Origin of the sequence: Palleronia abyssalis (assembly GCF_900302445.1) — a bacterium.
Classification (GTDB): Bacteria; Pseudomonadota; Alphaproteobacteria; order Rhodobacterales; family Rhodobacteraceae; genus Palleronia; species Palleronia abyssalis.
On sequence record NZ_ONZF01000002.1, the window covers coordinates 104,572 to 125,240 of the forward strand.

At 65.0% G+C, this 20,669-nt stretch carries 21 protein-coding genes; 9 read left to right on the plus strand and 12 right to left on the minus strand.

The window, feature by feature from the left end; all coding sequences use genetic code 11:
- Positions 1 to 78: 78 nt before the first annotated feature.
- On the plus strand, positions 79 to 3,006 hold the full coding sequence (locus PAA8504_RS04245) for a hypothetical protein (RefSeq protein WP_108892924.1): 2,928 nt from the start codon (positions 79 to 81) through the stop codon (positions 3,004 to 3,006).
- A gap of 9 nt (positions 3,007 to 3,015) precedes the next feature.
- Here PAA8504_RS04245 and PAA8504_RS04250 read toward each other — a convergent pair whose 3' ends face one another.
- From PAA8504_RS04250 to PAA8504_RS04260, 3 genes are read right to left on the minus strand one after another with little or no spacing between them, the layout of a single operon-like run.
- Positions 3,016 to 4,293 (minus strand): bifunctional folylpolyglutamate synthase/dihydrofolate synthase, encoded by a 1,278-nt coding sequence (locus tag PAA8504_RS04250; RefSeq protein WP_108892925.1) that lies wholly within the window; start codon positions 4,291 to 4,293, stop codon positions 3,016 to 3,018.
- Entirely contained in the window at positions 4,293 to 5,225 is a 933-nt protein-coding gene (gene accD / locus PAA8504_RS04255) for an acetyl-CoA carboxylase, carboxyltransferase subunit beta (protein WP_108892926.1), read from the minus strand. The genes PAA8504_RS04250 and accD overlap by 1 nt, the downstream gene beginning before the upstream one ends.
- A gap of 55 nt (positions 5,226 to 5,280) precedes the next feature.
- On the minus strand, positions 5,281 to 6,162 hold the full coding sequence (locus tag PAA8504_RS04260) for a CPBP family intramembrane glutamic endopeptidase (protein ID WP_108892927.1): 882 nt from the start codon (positions 6,160 to 6,162) through the stop codon (positions 5,281 to 5,283).
- Positions 6,163 to 6,304: 142 nt separating this feature from the next.
- Here PAA8504_RS04260 and ilvD point away from each other — a divergent pair, with 142 nt between their 5' ends.
- From ilvD to PAA8504_RS04280, 4 genes are all read left to right on the plus strand, one after another.
- Positions 6,305 to 8,068 carry a dihydroxy-acid dehydratase gene (gene ilvD, locus PAA8504_RS04265; protein WP_108892928.1) on the plus strand — a complete coding sequence of 588 codons (1,764 nt, stop codon included), beginning with the start codon at positions 6,305 to 6,307 and terminating at the stop codon, positions 8,066 to 8,068.
- Positions 8,069 to 8,094: 26 nt separating this feature from the next.
- Positions 8,095 to 8,862, plus strand: a complete 768-nt coding sequence (locus PAA8504_RS04270) for a DUF6478 family protein (RefSeq protein ID WP_108892929.1) — start codon at positions 8,095 to 8,097, stop codon at positions 8,860 to 8,862.
- A 10-nt stretch (positions 8,863 to 8,872) separates the two neighbouring features.
- Positions 8,873 to 9,238, plus strand: a complete 366-nt coding sequence (locus PAA8504_RS04275; protein ID WP_108892930.1) for a hypothetical protein — start codon at positions 8,873 to 8,875, stop codon at positions 9,236 to 9,238.
- A gap of 131 nt (positions 9,239 to 9,369) precedes the next feature.
- On the plus strand, positions 9,370 to 10,275 hold the full coding sequence (locus PAA8504_RS04280; RefSeq protein ID WP_108892931.1) for a LysR family transcriptional regulator: 906 nt from the start codon (positions 9,370 to 9,372) through the stop codon (positions 10,273 to 10,275).
- Positions 10,276 to 10,278: 3 nt separating this feature from the next.
- Here PAA8504_RS04280 and PAA8504_RS04285 read toward each other — a convergent pair whose 3' ends face one another.
- Genes PAA8504_RS04285 through PAA8504_RS04300 form a run of 4 tightly spaced genes read right to left on the minus strand, consistent with a single transcriptional unit; the run spans position 10,279 to position 13,180 of the window.
- Positions 10,279 to 11,175 (minus strand): OmpA family protein, encoded by an 897-nt coding sequence (locus PAA8504_RS04285; RefSeq protein WP_181375687.1) that lies wholly within the window; start codon positions 11,173 to 11,175, stop codon positions 10,279 to 10,281.
- Positions 11,172 to 11,738: a peroxidase-related enzyme gene (locus tag PAA8504_RS04290; protein ID WP_108892933.1), complete on the minus strand. Its 567-nt coding sequence runs from the start codon at positions 11,736 to 11,738 to the stop codon at positions 11,172 to 11,174. Before PAA8504_RS04290 ends, PAA8504_RS04285 begins: the two co-directional genes overlap by 4 nt.
- Before the next feature lie 9 nt (positions 11,739 to 11,747).
- Positions 11,748 to 12,452, minus strand: a complete 705-nt coding sequence (locus PAA8504_RS04295) for a GNAT family N-acetyltransferase (protein WP_108892934.1) — start codon at positions 12,450 to 12,452, stop codon at positions 11,748 to 11,750.
- Entirely contained in the window at positions 12,449 to 13,180 is a 732-nt protein-coding gene (locus PAA8504_RS04300) for a competence/damage-inducible protein A (protein WP_108892935.1), read from the minus strand. Before PAA8504_RS04300 ends, PAA8504_RS04295 begins: the two co-directional genes overlap by 4 nt.
- 44 nt (positions 13,181 to 13,224) lie before the next feature.
- Here PAA8504_RS04300 and sfsA point away from each other — a divergent pair, with 44 nt between their 5' ends.
- Genes sfsA through PAA8504_RS04315 form a run of 3 tightly spaced genes read left to right on the plus strand, consistent with a single transcriptional unit; the run spans position 13,225 to position 15,947 of the window.
- Entirely contained in the window at positions 13,225 to 13,929 is a 705-nt protein-coding gene (sfsA, locus tag PAA8504_RS04305; RefSeq protein ID WP_108892936.1) for a DNA/RNA nuclease SfsA, read from the plus strand.
- A gap of 49 nt (positions 13,930 to 13,978) precedes the next feature.
- Positions 13,979 to 14,788: a type I methionyl aminopeptidase gene (gene map / locus PAA8504_RS04310; protein ID WP_108892937.1), complete on the plus strand. Its 810-nt coding sequence runs from the start codon at positions 13,979 to 13,981 to the stop codon at positions 14,786 to 14,788.
- On the plus strand, positions 14,781 to 15,947 hold the full coding sequence (locus tag PAA8504_RS04315) for an MFS transporter (RefSeq protein ID WP_108892938.1): 1,167 nt from the start codon (positions 14,781 to 14,783) through the stop codon (positions 15,945 to 15,947). Before map ends, PAA8504_RS04315 begins: the two co-directional genes overlap by 8 nt.
- Here the strand turns inward: PAA8504_RS04315 and rsmD are convergent.
- Together rsmD and PAA8504_RS04325 are read right to left on the minus strand one after the other, a co-directional pair.
- Positions 15,925 to 16,482, minus strand: a complete 558-nt coding sequence (rsmD, locus tag PAA8504_RS04320; protein ID WP_108892939.1) for a 16S rRNA (guanine(966)-N(2))-methyltransferase RsmD — start codon at positions 16,480 to 16,482, stop codon at positions 15,925 to 15,927. The two genes, PAA8504_RS04315 and rsmD, sit on opposite strands and share 23 nt — an antisense overlap.
- Positions 16,479 to 17,684, minus strand: a complete 1,206-nt coding sequence (locus PAA8504_RS04325) for an NAD(P)/FAD-dependent oxidoreductase (RefSeq protein WP_108892940.1) — start codon at positions 17,682 to 17,684, stop codon at positions 16,479 to 16,481. The genes rsmD and PAA8504_RS04325 overlap by 4 nt, the downstream gene beginning before the upstream one ends.
- A 76-nt stretch (positions 17,685 to 17,760) precedes the next feature.
- On the opposite strand from PAA8504_RS04325, the gene PAA8504_RS04330 reads away from it, so the two are divergent.
- The gene (locus PAA8504_RS04330) at positions 17,761 to 18,246 is read left to right on the plus strand and encodes a peroxiredoxin (RefSeq protein WP_108892941.1); all 486 of its coding nucleotides are present in this window, start codon (positions 17,761 to 17,763) and stop codon (positions 18,244 to 18,246) included.
- Here PAA8504_RS04330 and PAA8504_RS04335 read toward each other — a convergent pair.
- The 3 genes from PAA8504_RS04335 to PAA8504_RS04345 are packed head-to-tail and all read right to left on the minus strand — an operon-like array spanning position 18,243 to position 20,649.
- Positions 18,243 to 19,178, minus strand: coding sequence for a mechanosensitive ion channel family protein (locus PAA8504_RS04335; RefSeq protein WP_108892942.1), 936 nt, complete (start codon positions 19,176 to 19,178; stop codon positions 18,243 to 18,245). The genes PAA8504_RS04330 and PAA8504_RS04335 overlap by 4 nt on opposite strands.
- Positions 19,178 to 19,471, minus strand: a complete 294-nt coding sequence (locus PAA8504_RS04340; RefSeq protein ID WP_108892943.1) for a 4a-hydroxytetrahydrobiopterin dehydratase — start codon at positions 19,469 to 19,471, stop codon at positions 19,178 to 19,180. The genes PAA8504_RS04335 and PAA8504_RS04340 overlap by 1 nt, the downstream gene beginning before the upstream one ends.
- Complete coding sequence (locus tag PAA8504_RS04345) at positions 19,468 to 20,649, minus strand: GNAT family N-acetyltransferase (protein ID WP_108892944.1); 1,182 nt, start codon at positions 20,647 to 20,649, stop codon at positions 19,468 to 19,470. Before PAA8504_RS04345 ends, PAA8504_RS04340 begins: the two co-directional genes overlap by 4 nt.
- Positions 20,650 to 20,669 lie beyond the last annotated feature (20 nt).

The following is a 20,669-nucleotide window of genomic DNA, read 5'->3' on the forward strand; positions in this document are numbered from 1 at the left end:
TGCTCGGGGTTAACTCGATCTGTGCCATCCCCATGGCGCAGCTTACGAAAAACAGGCGACCAATCGGGACGGGCGGATATGGCGGATACCAGCGAAATCAACATGATCAACCTTCAGGTCTGGGCCGAGGAACTGGCCAAGACCGACAAGCGGAACGGCACCTACGCCGACAATATCGCCGAGGATTCTAAATACTACCTCTGGCATTCCGAATTCCAGACCATACCGCTAGGTATGGACGGCAACCCCGAGCAATTTGCCGCAAAACTCAAGGAAGCGCTGCCCTCGGTCAACACGCTGCGCATGGCCTTCAACGAGTATTCGTTCGACGAGAACGGTCAGCTTCACGAACAGTACGAGCGGTTCCTGGAAGCCGCCGCTTCTGAGGGGTTCCAGCTGGTCATGGTCTATGCCGGCGGTGACATCCAACGCTTCGGTCAAGACCAAAGCGATCCGGACGTGGTCGCAGCGGGGCTCGACGGGGATGTGAAAAATGGGCTGATTCAGGGCTGGGACTCGATGCTCGACTGGCTCGATGCGCATTCGGAGGTCAAGAACGCCGTCTGGGGCTACGAGATCGCAAACGAGCCCGCCGCTTATCAAAACGGCGACCGTATAGTCGATGACGCCCGCTTCGTCGAACTATATGCCGAGCACATGATCGAACTGGGCGCGCGGATCGAAGCACGGTCGGACGCGAATATCCTCGTTGGCGGTTTCGGCTACTCGGGGCGTTTCACGGATCTCGATGCGGGCGATATCGGGGGGCTGACAGCGCTCGATGCAATACGGGACGCGATTGGCGACAATCTCGTCTGGTCCGCGCACCTTTATCCCGGCTGGGTCAGGTCCGATGGCGACCTCGACCTTCTGGCGGAACGGCTCGAGGCACACTACGCCCCGGTCCTCGGCGACGCGATCCTGCTTACTGAAATCAACGCCAGCGGCAGTCGGGTAGACAATCCTGACACCCTGGACGGTGAACCGGCCACCTATATCCGCGCCTGGGAGTGGTTCACCGACAACGGAATGGGCGCAAGCTGGTTTCCCGGCGCCGAGACCGGCGGATCAAACTTTGCGGTCATCGCCGCGGATGGCACCATCAGCTACCTGCACCAAGGCTCTCTTGCCCATGGGTTCAACCTCTTCTCTCTGGGCGAGAATCCGGTCGTACACGCGCATGGCGAGGAGTTCGGGACCGATCTGGTCGAGGGGCGGGTACGAAACGAACGCCACGACGTCGACGGCATGACCTTCGACGAGGGGATAGACGGCGTCGCTTTCGGCTTTGGGTATGGCGGCAACGACACGATCACCGGGCAGGACCGCGCCAACGACCTTATTTATGGTGGGACCGGCGACGACCGCGCAAACGGCATGGCCGGTGACGATCACCTGTTCGGACAGGACGGCCACGATTCGCTTCAAGGCGGGCTCGGCAACGACGTCCTCATGGGCGGGCGTGGCAACGACACGCTGATCGGGGGGAACGGGTACGACATGTCGACAGGCGGCGCCGGGGCCGACGTGTTCGTCGCCGGGCTGGGCCAAGATCACATCGTGGACTTCGATGCCGCCCAAGGCGACACCTTGCGCGTGGGTGGTGAAACACTGGACCTGGTCGGCCTTCTCGAACGTGGTGCAAGATATTCCGCCCAGGCCGACGGTCTTCTGAACGACCTGCGCCTCGATACGGCCGAGGGCCGCGTCATTCTTCACGACTTCTATACCACGAATGCCGACGCGATCGCGGCCATCGCGCCCCCGCCGGGTCCGCTCGACGCCACCGATGGCGACGACCTTATCGATGCCGCGTCCGCGGAAATCGCCGGCGACGTGTCTCCGGGGGTGCAGCTGAACAGCGGGCACGGACACGATACGATCATCGGCACCTCAGGCGCGGACTCGCTGGACGGTGGGTTTGGCGACGATGTGATCCGCGCGGGCGACGGGGCGGATACGCTCGATGCGTCCAACGGCAGGGACACGTTGTTCGGCGAAGACGGGAACGACTTCCTCTTCCTCGGCGAGGACGGGGTCATCGCGGATGGCGGCACCGGGGACGACCATTTCTTCGCCAATCTCATGACGGGGGCCAACCATGCCGTTACCGGCGGTGGCGGGCGCGACCACCTCGAGATCGTGCTGAGGGGGGTCGAGGGCGGGGGATCCGTGCGCCTGACGGATTACGACCCCTTGCGCGAAACCATCACGGTCGACAGCATCGACCTGCGCCTGCTTATCGGGGCCGAACCCATACCCGAAGAAGCGTTCGAGTTGATCGGGACCGATCTTTACCTGCAGCTCGGGCAGACGAACACGTTGATATTCCAGAACGTTGATCTGCAAACCTTCGGGACCGGATTTGGCCTGGATGCCGCTGCGATCCGAATAGCCAACCCCGAGGATCTGATCGATCCGACCTATTCGGACGCCTATGGCAGGATCGCCAGCCGGATCGACGACGAACTTCGCACCACCGACGATGACACCCTGATACGGACCGGATCAGGCAACGACACGGTCCATGGCGGCCGAGGCGATGACGAGATCTGGGGCGGCAGCGGCGACGATATCCTGGACGCACGGAACGGAAACGACATCGTATACGGCGGATCGGGGAACGACCTGATCAGCGCGTCAGCCGGGCGAAACACCCTGAAAGGCGGCGAAGGCGACGACACGATCCAGTCCGGATACCACAGTTCGACCATGGACGGCGGCGCCGGGAATGATGTGATCGAGATGGATATCTCGCGCGGTGCCGACCATGTGGCATCGGGCGGCACTGGCGCCGATGTGTTCGTTTTCGTGGGTGAGGGAAGCAAGCTCTGCCACGTCACCATCCTCGACTTCGACACTGAAGTGGACCGCATCGAACTTGGGGGCGGCCGCGTGAACTACACCCTGTCCGAGGACGGCAAAGACTTGGTCTTCACGTTCGATGGGGGGGATACACTGCGCTTGGTCGAGGTGACGATGGACGCATGGCTGGACCTTGGTTGAGGGCAGGGATCAGCCGTTCTCCCTCAGGATCCGGCCCGCAAGATAGAGGGATCCGCAAATCAGGATTCGCGATTTCGGCGCGGTCTCCGCAATCCTCTGTACCGCCTCCAGGGCCGAAGCCGCAGTGAAGGCCTCGAATCCCACGGACCGTGCGGCATCGGCCGTCGTCCGGGCATCCAGGGTATTCGCTTCGCCCGGGATCGACACGGCAGTCAGGCTTTTCGCACTTCGGGCAAGGGGGCGCAGGAAACCCGCAACGTCCTTGGTGTTCAGCATGCCGCAAACCACGTGCGTTTCGCGTGCAGGCATATCCGACAGTGTGGCCGCGATGACCTGACCAGCCGCCGGATTGTGCCCGCCGTCCAGAAACACCTCGGCCCCGTCGGCAGCGTCGACGATAGGCCCCCGGGCCAACTTTTGCATCCGCGCGGGCCAGATGGCGCCCGTCATCGCAGCTTCGCACCCCGCCTCGTCGACGCCCAGCTCCCGCAGCACCGCAAGGGCCGTCCCGGCATTCTGGACTTGATGGGGGCCGCGCAACGCAGGCATTGGCAGGTCCAACAGTCCGCGCTCATCCTGAAAAACCAGCCGATCCCGCTCGACCCAGACATGCCAATGCTGCCCGTAGATCGAGGCAGGCGCACCGGTCCGCGCCAGTTGCGCCTCGATCACGTCCAGCGCCACTTCCTCCTGCGGACCGACGATGCAAGGGACCTGCCGCTTGATGATACCGGCCTTTTCGCCGGCAATCTCTGCCAGGGTGTCCCCCAGATACTGCTGATGATCGATGGAGACGGGCGTTATCACCGACACCCGCGGCGTCATCACGTTCGTCGCATCCAGCCGCCCACCCAGCCCGACCTCCAGCAAAGTCCAGTCCGCCTCGGTCCGGGCGAACGCCAGAAAGGCGGCCGCTGTCGTGATCTCGAAAAACGTGATCGGCTTGCCGCCGTTCGCGCCCTCGCACTCGTCCAGCAACGCGGCCAGCGTGTCTTCCGAGATCACCTTTCCCGCCAGACGGATGCGTTCGTGGAACCAGGCCAGATGGGGCGACGTATAGGCATGCACCTGCCCGGACCCCGCCTCGAGCCCCGCCCGGATCATCGCCAGCGTCGAGCCTTTGCCGTTCGTCCCGGCCACGTGCACCACCGGGGGCAACCGCTGTTCGGGGTTTCCCAAATCGTCCAGAAGACGCCGCATCCGATCGAGCGTGAGGTCGATCACCTTCGGATGCAGCGCCATCAGCCGATCCAGGATGACGTCGGACCTCGCAGCGGCGGTGTGCATCACCCCTGCGCCGTCGGCGGCGGAAGCGTGGCGGTCGCACCTTCGGACGTCCCTGGCGCAGGCAGATCGGCCTGAACCGCGGCCGGCATCCCTGTCAGCATGCGCAGAACGACGGTCAGTTCCTCGCGCATCTTGCGGCGGTCGGTTACGCGATCTAGCATGCCGTGATCCAGTAGGTATTCGGCCCGCTGGAAGCCCTCGGGCAGCTTCTCGCGGATGGTCTGTTCGATCACGCGCGGCCCGGCAAAGCAGATCAGTGCGTTCGGCTCGGCGATCTGGACGTCACCCAGCATCGCGTAGGACGCGGTCACGCCGCCCGTGGTCGGGTGGGTCAGTACCACGATATAGGGCAGGCCCGCCTCCTTCAGCATCTCGACCGCGACGGTCGTTCGCGGCATCTGCATCAGCGACAGAATGCCCTCCTGCATCCGCGCGCCCCCGGCCGCCGAGAACAGGACAAGCGGCCGCTTCAGTTCGACCGCGCGGCGGGCGGCCGCCAGGATCGCATTCCCGACATACATCCCCATGGATCCGGCCATGAACGAGAAATCCTGGCCCGCGGCGACAATCCCGACCTGTCCCACTTCGCCCTCGGCGACCAGCATCGCCTCTTTCTCGCCAGTCTGGCGCTGCGCGGCACGAAGGCGGTCGGGGTATTTCTTCTGGTCGCGGAACTGCAGCGGGTCGGTCAGGGGCTGTTCCACCGCGACCTCGGCGAAGGCGCCGCCGTCGAACAGTGCCTCGAACCGGGCACGGGGCGTGATCGGCATGTGATGGCCGCATTGCGTGCAGACATTCAGATTCTCCGAAATCTCGCGGTGAAACAGCATCGAGCCGCACTCGTCGCATTTCGTCCACAGGTTCTCGGGCACCTCGCGTCGATTGAAAAGCGAGCCGATCTTGGGACGGACGTAGTTGGTAATCCAGTTCATCGCAGACCTCGTTCCGGTTGCGGGGTCAGATACGCATGCCGGCCGACCATTGCAATCAACGGCGCAGCCACCACCGCAGAAGCCCCCAGATCACGACCACCCCGGCAAGGTCCATCACGACAAGGGTGCTTGTGACCTCGAGATCGTCGGCAGCGTAGGGCGTCACATACAGTGCAAGCCCCGTGATCGTGCCCTTCGTCGCCACGATCAGCAAAGCCGCGCAGTTATTCGCGAAATGCAGCCCCCATGCCGCGCCAAGGCTGCCAGTGGCATAGGTCAGGTCCGCCGCCGCCAGACCGAAGGCCGTCGCCGACAGCGCGATCAGCCAGGCGTTGTCGCCGGCCGTGGTGGGATCGTAGTGCAGGGCGCCGAAGATCACGGAAGGGATCACAAGGTAGGCCAGCCGCCACGGGACCCGCGCCGCGATCTGTTGCATGAGATAGCCGCGGAAGATCAGCTCCTCGGCCCCGGTCTGGATCAGCACCAGCCCCACGGACAGCGGCAGCAACGTGGCCCAGAGCCGGGGGGCCAGGTTCGGCTCGGGCGGCATGCCCTGGCTCAGCGCCAGAAGCGAAAAGGTGTAAAGCACGACCACGACCAGGACGGCCCGCCCGAAATCGCGCAGCAGGCGCCCGCGCGGCCCGAACAGGGTGCCGGGGCCACGCCCGTGCAGCATCCGCGCCGCCGCGACGGGGGCCAGCGCCATGCCGATGAAGGTCGCCAGCAGAAGCAGGGTCGCGCGCGGCGTGTCGGGCGCCATCAGGCCCTGCAGCTCGCGTCGCACGCCCGCCCCGCCCGATACGCCCCAGACCGCCCCGAACATCAGCGCGATCCAGCCGAAGATGACGACCCCCATCACGAGGCATCCCACGATCAGCCGCCACAGCGCGGGCCGCTGGCGGGCCGGGGCGACGAAGCGGTCGAATGCGGGCGTCATGGAATGTCGGTCCTTTCACAGATCTCGCCGTCTGAGGTGCGCCGTCCCCCCGCCGCGGCAAGGGTCCTTGGAACGAAGTCTTGTCGATACGCTGCCCCTCGCCTATTCGGGGGGGGCGTCACAGTCGAGGGAGCGAAGCGCGATGCTGAAGGGCAAACCGGACAAGTCCAAACTTCCCAGCCGCCACGTCACCGAGGGGCCGGAACGCGCGCCGCACCGGTCCTACTATTATGCGATGGGCCTGACCGCCGACGAAATCGACCAGCCCTTTGTCGGCGTCGCGACCTGCTGGAACGAGGCCGCGCCGTGCAACATCGCCCTGTCGCGCCAGGCGCAGGCGGTCAAGATGGGCGTCAAGGCCGCCTCGGGCACACCGCGCGAGTTCACCACGATCACCGTCACCGACGGCATAGCCATGGGGCACGAGGGGATGCGCTCGTCCCTGGCCTCGCGCGAGGCCATTGCCGACACGGTCGAACTGACCATGCGCGGCCACGGCTACGATGCGCTGGTGGGCCTTGCGGGCTGCGACAAGTCGCTGCCGGGCATGATGATGGCGATGGTGCGCCTGAACGTGCCGTCGGTCTTCATCTATGGCGGCTCGATCCTGCCGGGCAAGGTGCCCGCCGGCGCAAACGTCCCCGAGGATTTCGCCACCCGCGACCTGACCGTGCAGGACATGTTCGAGGCCGTCGGCCGCCACCAGAACGGCACCCTGTCGGACGAGGCGCTCGCGATCCTCGAACGCGTCGCCTGCCCCTCCGCCGGGGCCTGTGGCGGCCAGTTCACCGCCAACACCATGGCCTGCGTGTCCGAGGCGATCGGCCTTGCGCTGTTCAACTCGTCCGGCGCACCCGCGCCGTATGAATCCCGCGACCAGTACGGCACCGCGTCGGGCGAGGCGGTGATGAACCTGCTCGAAAAGAACATCCGCGCCCGCGACGTGGTGACGCGCAAGTCGCTGGAAAACGCCGCGCGGGTCGTCGCCTGCACCGGCGGCTCGACCAACGCCGGCCTGCATCTGCCCGCGATCGCGCACGAGGCGGGGATCGACTTTTTCCTGCAGGATGTCTGCGAGATCTTCCGCGACACACCGTATTTCGTCGATCTGAAGCCCGGCGGCCAATACGTCGCCAAGGACCTTTACGACGCGGGCGGTCTGCCTGTCGTGATGAAGGAGCTGCGCAAGGCAGGCCTCATCCACGAGGATTGCCTGACCGCCTCGGGCCGCTCCATCGGCGAGGAAATCGACCTGATCGACCGCGAGGCCGACGGACGCGTGATCCACTCGGTTGAGACACCGATCACCAAGACCGGCGGCGTGGTCGGCTTGCAAGGCAACCTTGCCCCCGAAGGCGCCATCGTGAAGGTCGCGGGCATGAGCGCCGAGGAACAGGTCTTCACCGGCCCCGCCCGCGTCTTCGAGTCCGAGGAAGAGGCGTTCGAGGCCGTCAAGGCGCGCACCTACAAGGAAGGCGAGGTCCTGGTGATCCGCAACGAGGGCCCCGCGGGCGGCCCCGGCATGCGCGAGATGCTGGCCACCACCGCCGCGCTGTCGGGTCAGGGGATGGGCAAGAAGGTCGCGCTGATCACCGACGGGCGCTTCTCGGGCGCGACGCGCGGCTTCTGCGTCGGCCATGTGGGCCCCGAGGCGGCGCAGGGCGGCCCGATCGCCCTTTTGCAGAACGGCGACGTGATCACCATCGATGCTGTGAAGGGTGAAATTTCGGTCGATCTCGACGAGGCCGAGCTTGAGCGCCGTCGTGAGGGATGGACCGGAGCCAAACCCACGAACTATGCCAGCGGGGCGCTGTGGAAATTCGCACAGCTTGTCGGGCCGACCTACAAGGGCGCCGTCACGCATCCGGGCGCCGAAGCGGAAACGCACATCTACATGGATCTGTAAACCGCGGCAGGGGAAAGGGGGGCGGGATGAAGCTGAACGGTGGCCTCGACGGTATCCTGCATCGCCAGTCCCTTGCGCGGTGGGATCGCGTGGGCGCCGGGCTTTCGGCTTGCGACCCCGTCTCTCTCCGCGCGATCCGGCAGGAGGCAATCGACCTGCGGCACAGGCTGGACCGGGTTGTGGCCGATGCAGAGTGCCGGCTGGTTGCCGAAACGCCCGAAGGCCGCGACCTTATTGCGCCGAGCGACTCGGACTGGGCTTGGCGGCCCCCGGTCTTCTGCACGCGTCTGCTGGTTCCGGGACAGGCCGGCGTGACGAATGGCGCGCTGATGGGCGACGCCCTCAAGATATTTCATGACTGCACACATTCCGAGATCTCGGTTCGCCAGCGTGCAGGGCGGGGCCAAGCCGGGGCCGCGCCGCAGGTGATCGATCTGGATGTGATGGGGTTCGACGGCTCGTTCCTCAGCCTTGTCGTCGATCTGCCGCCCGAGGCAATTCGGGGGCTTTCGATGTCCCATATCGTCCAGATCGATCTGATGGTCGAATACGAACGCCCGTTGGAGCTGTTTGCCCGCCTGAACATCAAGCACGGTCCGAACGTGGAACAGGTGGTGCGCGAACTCGACCTGCGCGAACCGCGCGTCACGGCCGAGATCGACCTGGCTTATACCGACATCGTCGAAGCCCAGATCGATAGGGCTTGGCTGGACATCATCGTCGGTCAGCCGCGGATGAACCGGCTATCCATTCGCGACTTCGTGCTCAGCCGTCGCCTGCGCGCCGAAATGTAAGGATGTGGCGATGACCGATACGCAATCCTGGACCGTCGCCATGTCGACCCTCGAAGCGGGGGTCTGGTCCCTCCGCCTCGAAGGGGCATCGCAAGCCCCCAAGCTTGAAGCCAGCCACGCCCATCGCACGATACCCGATGTGACCGTGACCGAGGAAGACGGCGCGATCCTCGTGCGGGTCGACCTGCCCCCGGCCGTGCTGTCGGATGGCCTGCAATCGGTTCACCTGATGGAAAAAAAATCCGGCGTCGTTTTGGCTTCGCTGCATGTCGCGGCGGGCAGAACGGTGTCGCAGGACCTGGCGACCGAGCTTGCCTTGCTCCGCGACGAGGTCGACCTTCTGAAACGTGTTTTCCGGCGCCATTTCGCGGACTGATCGAAGTTTCGCAGAGGCGAACGATCCGAGGCATCTCCTCGATATTGTCCGCGCAAAGACCCAATCTCGCCCAGATCGGCCCGCATACTTTCACGAATTGGGAGCTTTGCTGCAATTTCGTTAGGGTAATAATGGACAGATTGACCGAGATGGAAGCCTTCGCCACCGTCGTGGATCAAGGGGGCTTTACCGACGCTGCCAAGAAGATGGGTATCTCAAAATCCGCCGTCTCCAAGCACGTCTCGTCGCTCGAGGCGCGTCTTGGGGCCCGCCTTCTGAACCGGACCACCCGCCGCGTCAGTCCGACAGAGATTGGGCTGGCCTATTACGACCGGGCCCGACGCGTTCTGAACGATGCGGGCGAGGCTGACAGCCTCGTGACCTCGATGCAATCCGCGCCTTCGGGCCTTTTGCGAATCTCGGTGGCAACGGACTTCGGCGTAAACCATCTGTCACCGATCCTGGGCGATTTCCTGGGGGAATTTCCCGATATCACCGTGAACATGATCCTTAACAACCGGTATGTCGAACTGATCTCGGAAGGGTTCGACATGGCCATCCGGATCGGTGAGCTTGAGGATTCCACCCTGCGTGCCCGCAAGCTGACCGAGACGACGAAGCGCATGATCGCAGCGCCCTCGTATTTCGAGAAATTCGGCCGCCCCGAACGCATCGACGACCTGAACGAACACAAGCTGCTGCACTATTCCAGCCAGTCGAACGGGGCGGTGTGGAAACTGACGGCCCCGTCCGGGGAAAAGCGCCAGGTCCGCACCAGTGGGTGGCTGTCGGTCAACGATGGTCAGTCGCTTCTCAACGCCGCGATTTCGGGACTCGGGATCGCGTATCTGCCCTCATATCTCTATGCTGGCGCCATGGCCGAGGGGCTGGTGGAGGAGGCCATCCCAGACCTGCCGGCCGAGACGCAGGGCATCTTCGCCGTCTATCCGCCTGGCCGCTTCACCCAACCCAAAGTGCGGGCGTTCATCGATTTCCTGGCCCACGCCTTCGCCGAGAAGGGCCCCGAGCACTGGTAGGCGTCATTCGGTCAGAACGACCTCGACCCGCCGATTTGCCCCGCGCCCCGCTTCCGTCGCGTTCGACGCCCGCGGCGATAAATAGGCGACGCCTTCCGCTGTAATCCGCTCGGGGTCGACGTCGAACCTGTCGATCAGGGTGCGCCGCACGGCTTGGGCCCGCAGGCGCGACAGGGCAAGGTTCGCCTCCAGACCACCGTCAGTGTCGGTATGGCCGACGATGGCGATCCGGGCGGCAGGTGCGGCCTGCAATCCGCGGGCCAGCTCCCCCAAGGCAGCCGACTCCGCCACCACCAGGGTCGAGGATCCCGTATCGAAATCCACCCTCTCCAGAACGGCATGCCCGTCGCGCCGCAACCGATCCCAGATCGGCCCCGTCGGCACGGCGGACCCTTCTTCGGCAGACACTCCGGCCCCTTCGTCCCGGGACACGGATGTCAAATGCAGGTATTGCGCCTCTCCGCCGCGGCTGACCAGAACCGAGACCAGCGCCTCGCCGGGCCCCTCGGCCAGCAGATACCGGTAGCGGCCCAGATCGACATACATCGCGGGGGCGGGCAGCAGATCCAGCGCGAACCGGAAATCGAACCCCCCGCATGTCACGGCGCTGCATTCGAAGACGACGTCGAACCCCGCCTCGTCGAGCTGGCTGCGAACCGGTGCAAGGACCTGCGACAGGGTGCGGCTTGCCCCCGGCAAACGCCATGCGCTGCGTGCCACCGTACCTTCCGTCGTCCGCATCGGAAGGGTCCCATCCGCGAACGCCCCCTCGGGCAAGGAAACGCGCCCGTCCATCACAGCCTCTTCCGTGCGGATAGCCGGGCCGGGTATATCCAACGTCAGCGCAACGGCGGCCGGCGCGGACCAAACCGACAACACGATGACCAGCGCGCGTTTCACCGCGCCTGCGCGTGGTATTCGTCGTTCGGCTTCATCTCCGATGCACTGGCAACGCGGTTCGTCATGTTGAAGAACCCCGCGACGCTGGCGATGTCCCATATGTCCCGATCCGAGAACCCGACATCCCGCAGCGTCTGGCGGTCGGGCTCCTCGATCTCGGCGGTCCGCTCGGTCAGCTTGGTTGCGAAGGACAGCATCGCGTGCTGCCGCGTGTCCAGTTTCGCCACCCTCCAGTTCATCATGATCTGTTCACCCAGGATCGGATCACCCGACAGCTGCCGCACAGCCGCCCCGTGCGCGACCAGACAGTAATAGCACTTGTTGCAGGACGAAACCGCGACCGCGATCATCTCGCGCTCGAGCTTGGTCAGGTTCGATTGGCCCAGCATCAGGTCGTTATAGAGGGCGGTGAACGCGTTCAGCTTGTCGATGTCGAACGCATAGGCGCGCAGCACATTGGGCACCAAGCCCAGCTTTTCGGCACAAATGTCGAAGTACTTTTGCGTCGCTTCGGGCAACGGATCGACAAGGGGAAGGTCAAGTGCGGTGGGGCTGTCGGTCATGAGATGTTCCTAAGGTCTGACCCGGTAATGATAACAGCGCGCGCCATCCATGCCGAGACGTCGATAGAAGGCAACCGCCCCCACGTTCGCCTCGGTCACCAAAACGGCCATAGTCTCGGCCCCCTGCGCCTGGGCCCATCTGGCGGCATGGGCCATGATATGGCCCGCCGCCCCCTGTCGCCGGGCGGCCTTTCGCACCTCCAGCGCGTGGACCATGGCCGTCGTGTCGTGGATCGCTGCGAACGCGGTGGCGCTTGGCCGGTCGTCGGTTCGCCCCAGGATCGAGGTCTTGGGCCCCGCGACCCGGTCCATCACGGCCAAACGTTCCGGGCCGATCCGCCCTTCGGCCCAAATGTCGCGTTGCACCTGCAAGGGTGGCCAGACCGTGAAGCCGCTGACCGGCGGTGTCGTCCGGACCAGCGCCTCGACGAGGCAGGTCAGGACCAGCGTCGGATCCAGAACAAGATAGCCGCGTTCGGCCAACATGCGGTCGAAATCGTTCTGATCGGAGCGGACAGCGAACAGCACCTGGCGGCCGGGCCGGTCCATGGCCCGTTCGGCGGCGGTGATCTCTTCTTCGTTCGGAAAGGACCGGGTGGTCGCCGCATCCACCCGTTTGCCGCCCCCCGCCCCGTCGCGCAGGGTGAACGGGCCGAGGGTCCACGATCGGGCTGGTGGCCACGTGGCATGGAGGACCTCGTAGGGGTCAGTCACTCCCGCGCCTCGGGGAACGCGTGTTTCAAGGCGACCACCGCGCGATCCAACGCTGCGGCATTCGATCCACGAAGGACCACGTTGACCTGATACCCGTCACCCGACCACGCGGGATAGCTGCCGATCGCGACTGAAGGCTCGCTCTCGGCGAGGTCCCGCAGGGTCTGGGCGATGTCCCCTTCGCCCCGGTTCAGAAGGACGCTGCGCGACAGAAGCTTCTGACCGCCCGACAGGCCGGGCAGGACCGACGCCAGCATCGCCTCGAAGATCTTCGGGACACCGGCCATGACATGGACGTTCTTCAGGGTGAAACCGGGCGCGGCCGAGACGGGGTTGTCGATCAACGTGGCCCCTTGCGGGATGCGCGCCATACGCAGGCGCGCTTCGTTCATCTCGATCCCGCGCGCCTCGTAATGCGCGGACAAGATGGCGCGGGCGTCGTCACGGACATCGATGGGTGCATCGAAGGCGGCTGCGATGCAATCGGCTGTGATGTCGTCGTGGGTCGGACCGATCCCGCCGGAGGTGAAGACATGTTCGTATTTCGCGGACAATTCCCGCACAACCACCGTGATAGTTTCCATCTCATCGCCAATGAAACGCACTTCGCGCAGGTCGATGCCCCGCTCGGTCAACTGGCCGGCAAGGTGGTGGGCGTTGGAATCACGGGTGCGCCCGGACAGAATCTCGTCCCCGATGACAAGCATGGCGGCGGTTGGGTTGGGCATGTGCGCTCCTTGCGGGAATCCGATGCGCAGGATAGCTCCACGCCATGCGCTTTCAATCGCTCTTGATCCGTGGCCGCTTGGTGCGCCGCTGGAACCGGTTCCTGTCGGAAATCACCATCGACGGGGGCGAGACGGTGCGCGCGCATTGCCCCAATCCCGGCACCATGATGGGCCTGAACGGCCCCGATACGCCGGTTTGGATCGAACCGAACGACGACCCCAAACGCAAGCTGCGCTTTGGTTGGCGTCTGGTCGAACTGCCGGACGGCGAATGGGCCGGAGTCGACACCGCCGTGCCGAACCGGGTGGTCGGAGAGGCCCTGCGCGCCCGTGCGATCCCCGCGCTGGCAGCCTATGGTACCGTGCGCCCCGAGGTGCGGTATGGCACCCGCAGCCGCGTCGATTTCCTGCTGACCGAACCGGGCCTGCCGGACGCCTATGTCGAGGTGAAGAACGTCCATCTCAGGCGCGATGGTGATTTGGCCGAGTTTCCCGATTGCGTGACGCTGCGCGGGGCGCGCCATCTGGACGAACTGACCCGCATGGTCGCCGCCGGGCACCGGGCGGTGATGCTCTACCTCGTGCAGCGCACGGATTGCGCCCGCTTCCGCCTGGCCGCGGATCTCGACCCCGGATACGCCCGGGCATTCGGCGCCGCGACCGCGGCGGGGGTCGAGGCGATCTGCTTTGATACCGCAATCTCTCCTGAAGGGGTGGAATTGCGGCACGAGCTTCCCGTCGCGAGGTAGCCATTCCCGAATTCCGCCCCTATATTCCGGCCCAGAAAACGGAGAGTGCATGGACGACAATTCAGGCCGCCTGACCAGGGACGGCATCCGCATATACGAAGCCGCGGACTTTGCTGGCATGCACAAGGCCGGCAAGCTGGCCGCCGAAATCCTCGACCGGATCGCCGAGCATATTCAGCCCGGCCAGACGACGCAGGCGATCGACAAGCTGATTACCGACTGGGTCGAAGAGGCCGGCGCGACCTCGGCGACCATCGGGTATCGCGGCTATCAGCATGCCAGCTGCATCAGTGTGAACCACGTGGTCTGCCACGGCATTCCGGGCGACAAGGTGCTGAAGGACGGCGACATCCTGAATATCGACGTGACGGTGATCGTCGATGGATGGTTCGGCGACACCAGTCGGATGTACGTCGCCGGCAAGCTCAGCCGGAAGGCCGAACGCCTGATCCAAGTCACGCATGACGCGCTGATGAAGGGGATCGAGGCGGTGCGCCCCGGCAGAACCTTTGGCGACATCGGGTTCGAGATCCAGACCTATGCCGAAGCGCAACGGATGTCCGTCGTGCGTGATTTCTGCGGGCATGGCCTCGGGCGCGTCTTTCACGCACCGCCCAACGTGCTCCACTACGGGCGCCCCGGCACAGGGCCGGTTCTGGAAGAAGGGATGTTCTTCACCATCGAACCGATGGTGAACCTTGGCCGTCCCGAAACGAAAGTTCTGGCGGATGACTGGACCGCGGTGACGCGCGACAAGTCCCTGTCGGCCCAATTCGAACATTCGGTCGGCGTGACTTCCGCAGGGGCCGAGATCTTTACCCTGTCGCCCGCGGGCCTGTTCCACCCCACATATGGGTGACGACAGCCACCGCGTCGTCATCTGGACCCTGTCAGCCTCGAATTTCGTGATCGGCATGGGGGCTTTCGTACTCATCGGGTTGGTGAACCCGATGGCCGAGGGCCTGGGCAGTTCGCCCGCAGCCATCGGCACGGCGATGACGACTTACGCCATCGGCTATGCAATGCTTTCACCTTTCCTGGTCTCGCTGACCGGGGCAATGGGGCGACGGCGCCTGCTTGCGATTGCGATGTCGATCTTCGCGCTCGGAAATTTGGCGACCGCGCTGGCCCCATCGGAACTGTTCGTCCACGCCGCCCGCGTGCTGGCCGCGGCCGGGGCAGGGATGTTCACGCCCGTCACCGCGTCCGTGGCCGCGGCACTCGCCCCGCCCGAGACGCGAGGCAAGGCTCTGGCCGCGGTGGTGATCGGCCTGACCGTGGCCCAGGTACTGGGCGTGCCGGCGGGCAGCTTCATCGGATACACGTTCGGCTGGCGGGCGGGCTTCATGGTCGTGGTCGCGCTGGCGGTGCCCTGCCTGTGGTTGATCTGGACGCGGGTGCCGAAGGGCTTGGCGATCCCGCCCGCCTCACTTTCGGATCTTGGCCGCACGCTTCTGAACTTCGGCGCGATGCTGGCAATCCTGTTCACGGCGACGTTCCTCGGCGCGATCTACATCCTTTACACCTACCTCGCGCCCCTTCTGTCCGAGACGATGGGATATGGGCGCAACGGGGTCACGCTGGCACTGTTGGTCTTCGGCGCGGGGGCCGTTGCCGGCAATGTCTGGGGCGGGTGGATGGCCGACCGTCTGGGACCGCTGCGCACGCTGTTGTTCCTGGGAACGGGACAAGTGATCCTGATGCCCCTGTTCGTGTTCCTACCGTTCGCCGACTGGGCCCTGTTCGTGCTATTGGGATTGTGGTCGCTGTTCGGCTGGTCCTTCATGGCGGGCCAGCAGCTTCGGATCCTGGCGATCCTGCCCGAACGGCCGGGCGTCGTTCTGGCCCTGAACGCGGCGGCGATCTATCTGGGCGCTGCGCTGGGATCAGGCATGGGCGGTCTTGTCCTGTCGCGGTTCCCGTTGACGGCGCTGGGCCCCGCGGCAGGGGCCTTCGCGGTGCTGGCGGTCGCGCATATCGTCATCTCGCACCGCGTCAGCGGACGCGGGCAAGCGTGATCCACGTGTCGCCATAGCGGCGTGCATCTTCCCGGACCAGATCGGGGGGCAGCGCGACTTCGCTCGCCTCCTCCCAGACGATCAGGGCGTCCTTGGCGATCCAACCGCCCTTTAGCGCCGCCGCGACAGCTTTTTCGCCCAGCCCCATGCGGTACGGGGGATCAAGGAACACGAGGTCGAAAGCCGTGTCCGACGCGCCCAGTCGCGTGGCATCAATCTTCACGATCCGGGTGTGCTCGCCCTCGCCGAGGGCAGCGATGTTTTGCGCCAGAAGCGCCAGCGCCTTTCGCCCGTTTTCGACGAACGTGACCTCGCTTGCCCCGCGCGACAGCGCCTCGAGGCCCAGCGCCCCGGTGCCACCGAACAGGTCCAGCACCCGGGCCCCCGTCAGCGGATCGCCAATCCGGCCGCCTTCCAGAACGCCGAACAGGCTTTCGCGCACCCGGTCCGTCGTGGGCCGCAGATGCGCGGCCGGATCGCCCCTGCCGACCGCCGCCAGCGCCCGGCCGCGATGGGTGCCCGCGATGATCCTCACGCCTTCAGAAGTGCCTTGAGGTCGGTCGCTGGATCAGCCAACGCCTGCGGAGAGACGGTTTTGCCCATGTCCAGAAGCCGCTTGCCGACCATGTAGGCGCGCGTGTCCCCGATCGCATCCACCGCGCGCAGATCGTCGCCGTAGAAATACCAGTGCGAGATCGCCGCCCCCTCGCCCCGGGTCACGACGCGGTCATAACCGGTGTTCAGACCAGCGATCTGCAGCTTGACGTCGTATTGGTCGGACCAGAACCATGGCATCGGAACATAGGGCGTCGCGGCCCCCAGCATGTTGCGGGCCACGGCCGTACCCATGTCGATGGCGTTCTGCACTGATTCCAGGCGAACTCTCTCCCCCCGATACAGGAAGGACGCGCAATCGCCCGCCGCCCAGATATGCGAGTCCGAGGTGCGGCCAAACGCGTCCACCGCGACGCCGCCATCGGTTTCAAGTCCGGCTGCTTCGGCGATGGCACAACGGGGCAGAAGACCGATGCCGGCGATCACCACGTCCGCCTCCAGCGTTTCGCCATTGCCCAGAACCGCGCCGGTCACCCGGCCCTCGCCGGTCAGACACTCCAGCGCGACGCCTTCGCGGATCGTCACGCCGTGGGCGCGGTGCAGCGCGCGCATGGTGTCCGCGGTCTGGGCCGAAGCGACCCGGCCCAGGATGCGCGGTCCGGCTTCGACCACGTCGACCTCGACGCCCAGCTTTCGGGCCACCGCGGCCGCCTCCAGTCCGATATACCCGCCGCCGACGATCAGGACACGGCGCGCCGATTTCAGCGGCCCTTCCAGCGCGTCGACATCCGCCAGTGTTCGGATGGTGAACACGTTTTCCAGATCGCCGCCTGCCTCTGGCGAAAGGGCCCGCGCGGCGAGGCCGGTCGCAATGGCAAGCTGGTCGTACTCAATCACGCGATCGACCACCTGGACGGTCTTTGCGCCCGGGTCGATCCGATCGACGGGCGCCCCCAGCATCAACTCGATCCCGCGGTCGGCATACCACGCGTCAGGCCGCAGGAAGAGGCGTTCGCGCGTCATTTCCCCCAGAAGATACCCTTTCGACAAGGGCGGGCGCTGATAGGGGGGCACAGGCTCGGCCCCGATCAGGGTGATCCGCCCCTCGAACCCCTGATCGCGCAGGGTCGCGCAAAGCTGCTGTCCGGCCTGTCCAGCCCCAACCACCACGATATGCGCCATATGTCCCGTTCCCGCTTTCCACGTCCGTTCGCCCGGCTATAACTGCCCGAACCCCAACGCGCAAAGGAGAGACGCAATGCCCACTTCCAAAGGTGATACCCTGCCGGAGGCGACCCTTCTGAGAATGGGCGAAAATGGTCCCGAAGAGGTTGCGCTGAAGCCCCGGCTTGCCGGCCGCAAGGTGGTGATCTTCGCGCTTCCGGGCGCCTATACCGGGACCTGCACGACGGCCCACGTCCCCTCTTTCATCAACGCGATGGAGGGGCTGAAGGCGAAAGGCGTGGACGAGGTCATCTGCATCGCCGTCAACGATCCGTTCGTGATGAAGCAATGGGGCGAAGATACTGGCGCAACCGAAGCCGGGATCACGATGTTGGCGGACCCGTCGTCCGCCTACACAAAGGCCGTCGATATGGCGTTCACTGCGCCCCCGGTTGGCTTCTTCGACCGGTCGAAGCGGTATGCGCTGGTGGCCGAGGACGGCGTCGTCAAGACGGTGCAAGAGGACGATCCCGGCACCTGCAACCTGTCCGGCGGCGACGCGATCCTCGATACGCTCTAGGTTCGTGCCTCGTCGGCCTTGACCTTGTCCTCGCGCGTGCCGTCGGTGCTGCGCGAGGGCGCATGATCCGTTTCGCCGTCGTTGCGTTCCATGAAGAGAGTGCGGGTGGGGAAAGGGATGTCGACGCCCTCGCGGTCGAACGCTTCCTTCACCTTGCGCTTGATGTCGGCCTGGTAGGCGAAATAGTCGTCCGCCCCGACCCAGGCACGCACCAGGAAATCGACCGAGCTGTCGTTCCAGTTGTTGACCTGCAGGAACATGTCCTCGCCGATATCGGTGCGGTCGTCGGCCTCGATGGTCTCGCGGATCACACGCTCGGCCTTGCCCAGGTCCGCGCCGTAGCCCACGCCAAAGGTCCATTCGGCCCGGCGCCGGTCATAGACCGAGTAGTTGACGATCGTGTGGCCCCACACTTCCGAGTTCGGGATGATGATCTGCACGTTCCCGATGCTGGCCAGTTCGGTGAAGTTCAGGGTGATCTCTTTCACCGTGCCCATCTGTCCGTTGATCTCGACGAAATCGCCTTCCTTGATCGGGCGGAACAGGATGATCATCACCCCCGCCGCAATGTTCGACAGCGTGCCCTGAAGCGCCAGTCCGATGGCCAGACCCGCCGCACCGATGGCCGCGACCAAAGAGGTCGTCTGCACCCCGAACGTGTTCAGAACGAACAGGAAGGTGAAGCCCAGCACGACATAGCGCGCCAGGTTCCCCAGGAAGTTGAACAGCGTGGTGTCCAGCTCGGGGCGGTGTCCACCAATGGCCCTGACCCGCCGCTTGACCCACCCTGCGATCGTATAGCCGATCAACAGGATGACGATCGCGGCCAGCACGTTCCCCAGAATCGAGATCAGGAACTCCATGGTCAGCATATCCCGGACCGAGGTGTCGCCGATCTGAAACGAAAGGACACTGTCGAAAAGGCCTTCCATTACGCCAGCCCGTCCATGATCCCGGCCAGCTTCACGTCCCTGTCGGTCAAACCTTCCGCATCATGCGATGTCAGTGTGACCTCGACCCGGTTGTAGGTGTTCGACCATTCCGGGTGGTGGTTCATCTTTTCGGCCGCGATGGCGGCTTGCGTCATCCATCCGAAGGCGCGCGTGAAATCCTTGAACTTGAACAACTTCGAGATGGCGTCGCGCCCCTCGACCATGGACCACCCGGCGGCTTGCAGTTTATCCAAAGCCTCGGTCCGGGCCGCGCCACTCAGTTTATCGTTCATTCGCTCTCTCCTCGCGACTTTCGGAACGGACCGAAGCTGGTCAAAATCTCGATCTCTTCGTCGACGGCGGCGCGTTCGGCGTCAAGGAATTGCTCGACCGCTCCGCGGAATCCCGGGTCCGCGATCCAGTGCAGCGAATGGACCGGATGGGGCAGATATCCGCGCGCCAGCTTGTGCTCGCCCTGGGCGCCGGCCTCGACCCGGGTCTGTCCGTCTGCCAGCGCCCAATCGATGGCCTGGTAGTAACACAGCTCGAAATGCAGGAACGGCACGTCCTCGGCGCAGCCCCAGTAACGCCCGTACAGCGTTTCGCGCCCGATCAGGTTCAGCGCACCGGCCACGGGGCGGTCGCCGTCGAACGCCATGATCAGCAGGATATCGTCGCGCAGATGGGCCTGTGCCTCGTGGAAGAACTGGCGCGTCAGATAGGGGCTGCCCCATTTGCGCGCCCCGGTGTCCTGATAGAAGATCCAGAACGCGTCCCAGTGTTCGGGCGTGATCTCGTCTCCGGTCAGGTGCCGGATCGTCAGCCCCGCGTTCTGCGCCTCGCGCCGCTCCTTGCGGATGTTCTTGCGTTTGCGGGACGAGAGCGAAGCGAGGAACCCCTCGAAGTCGCCATACGCCTCGTCGAACCAGTGGAATTGCTGACCGGTGCGGTGCAGCAACCCCATCTCCGCCCCCGCCTCTGCCTCATCGGCGGTGCAAAAGGTAACATGCGCGGATGACAGGTCGTTCTGATCCGCGATCCGAACGGTTGCTTCGACCAGTGCGGCGCGGCCGATTTCCTCGAACCCCGACTTAACCAGAAACCGCCGCCCGGTGGCCGGCGTGAAGGGCACCGCCATTTGCAGCTTGGGGTAATACCGGCCGCCCGCCCGTTCGAGCGCGTGGGCCCAAGCGTGGTCGAAGACATATTCGCCCTGGCTGTGTCCCTTCGCGTAAAGCGGGGCGCAGGCGACGATCTGGTCGTCGACCTCGGCGGTCAGGTAATGCGGCTCCCACCCGGTTCCGGGCCCGACGGATCCGGATGTTTCCAGCGCCAGCAGGAACCGATGCGTTGTGAACGGGTCGTTCGGCCGCCCCTCGGCCGCTTCGGGGCATGCACAGGCATCCCAGTCCCCGGGGTCAATCGAGGTCAGGCTGCGATGGGTCGAAACGGAAATCTCGGAGTCTTCCATCGGCGGGCAAGCTGTGCCGC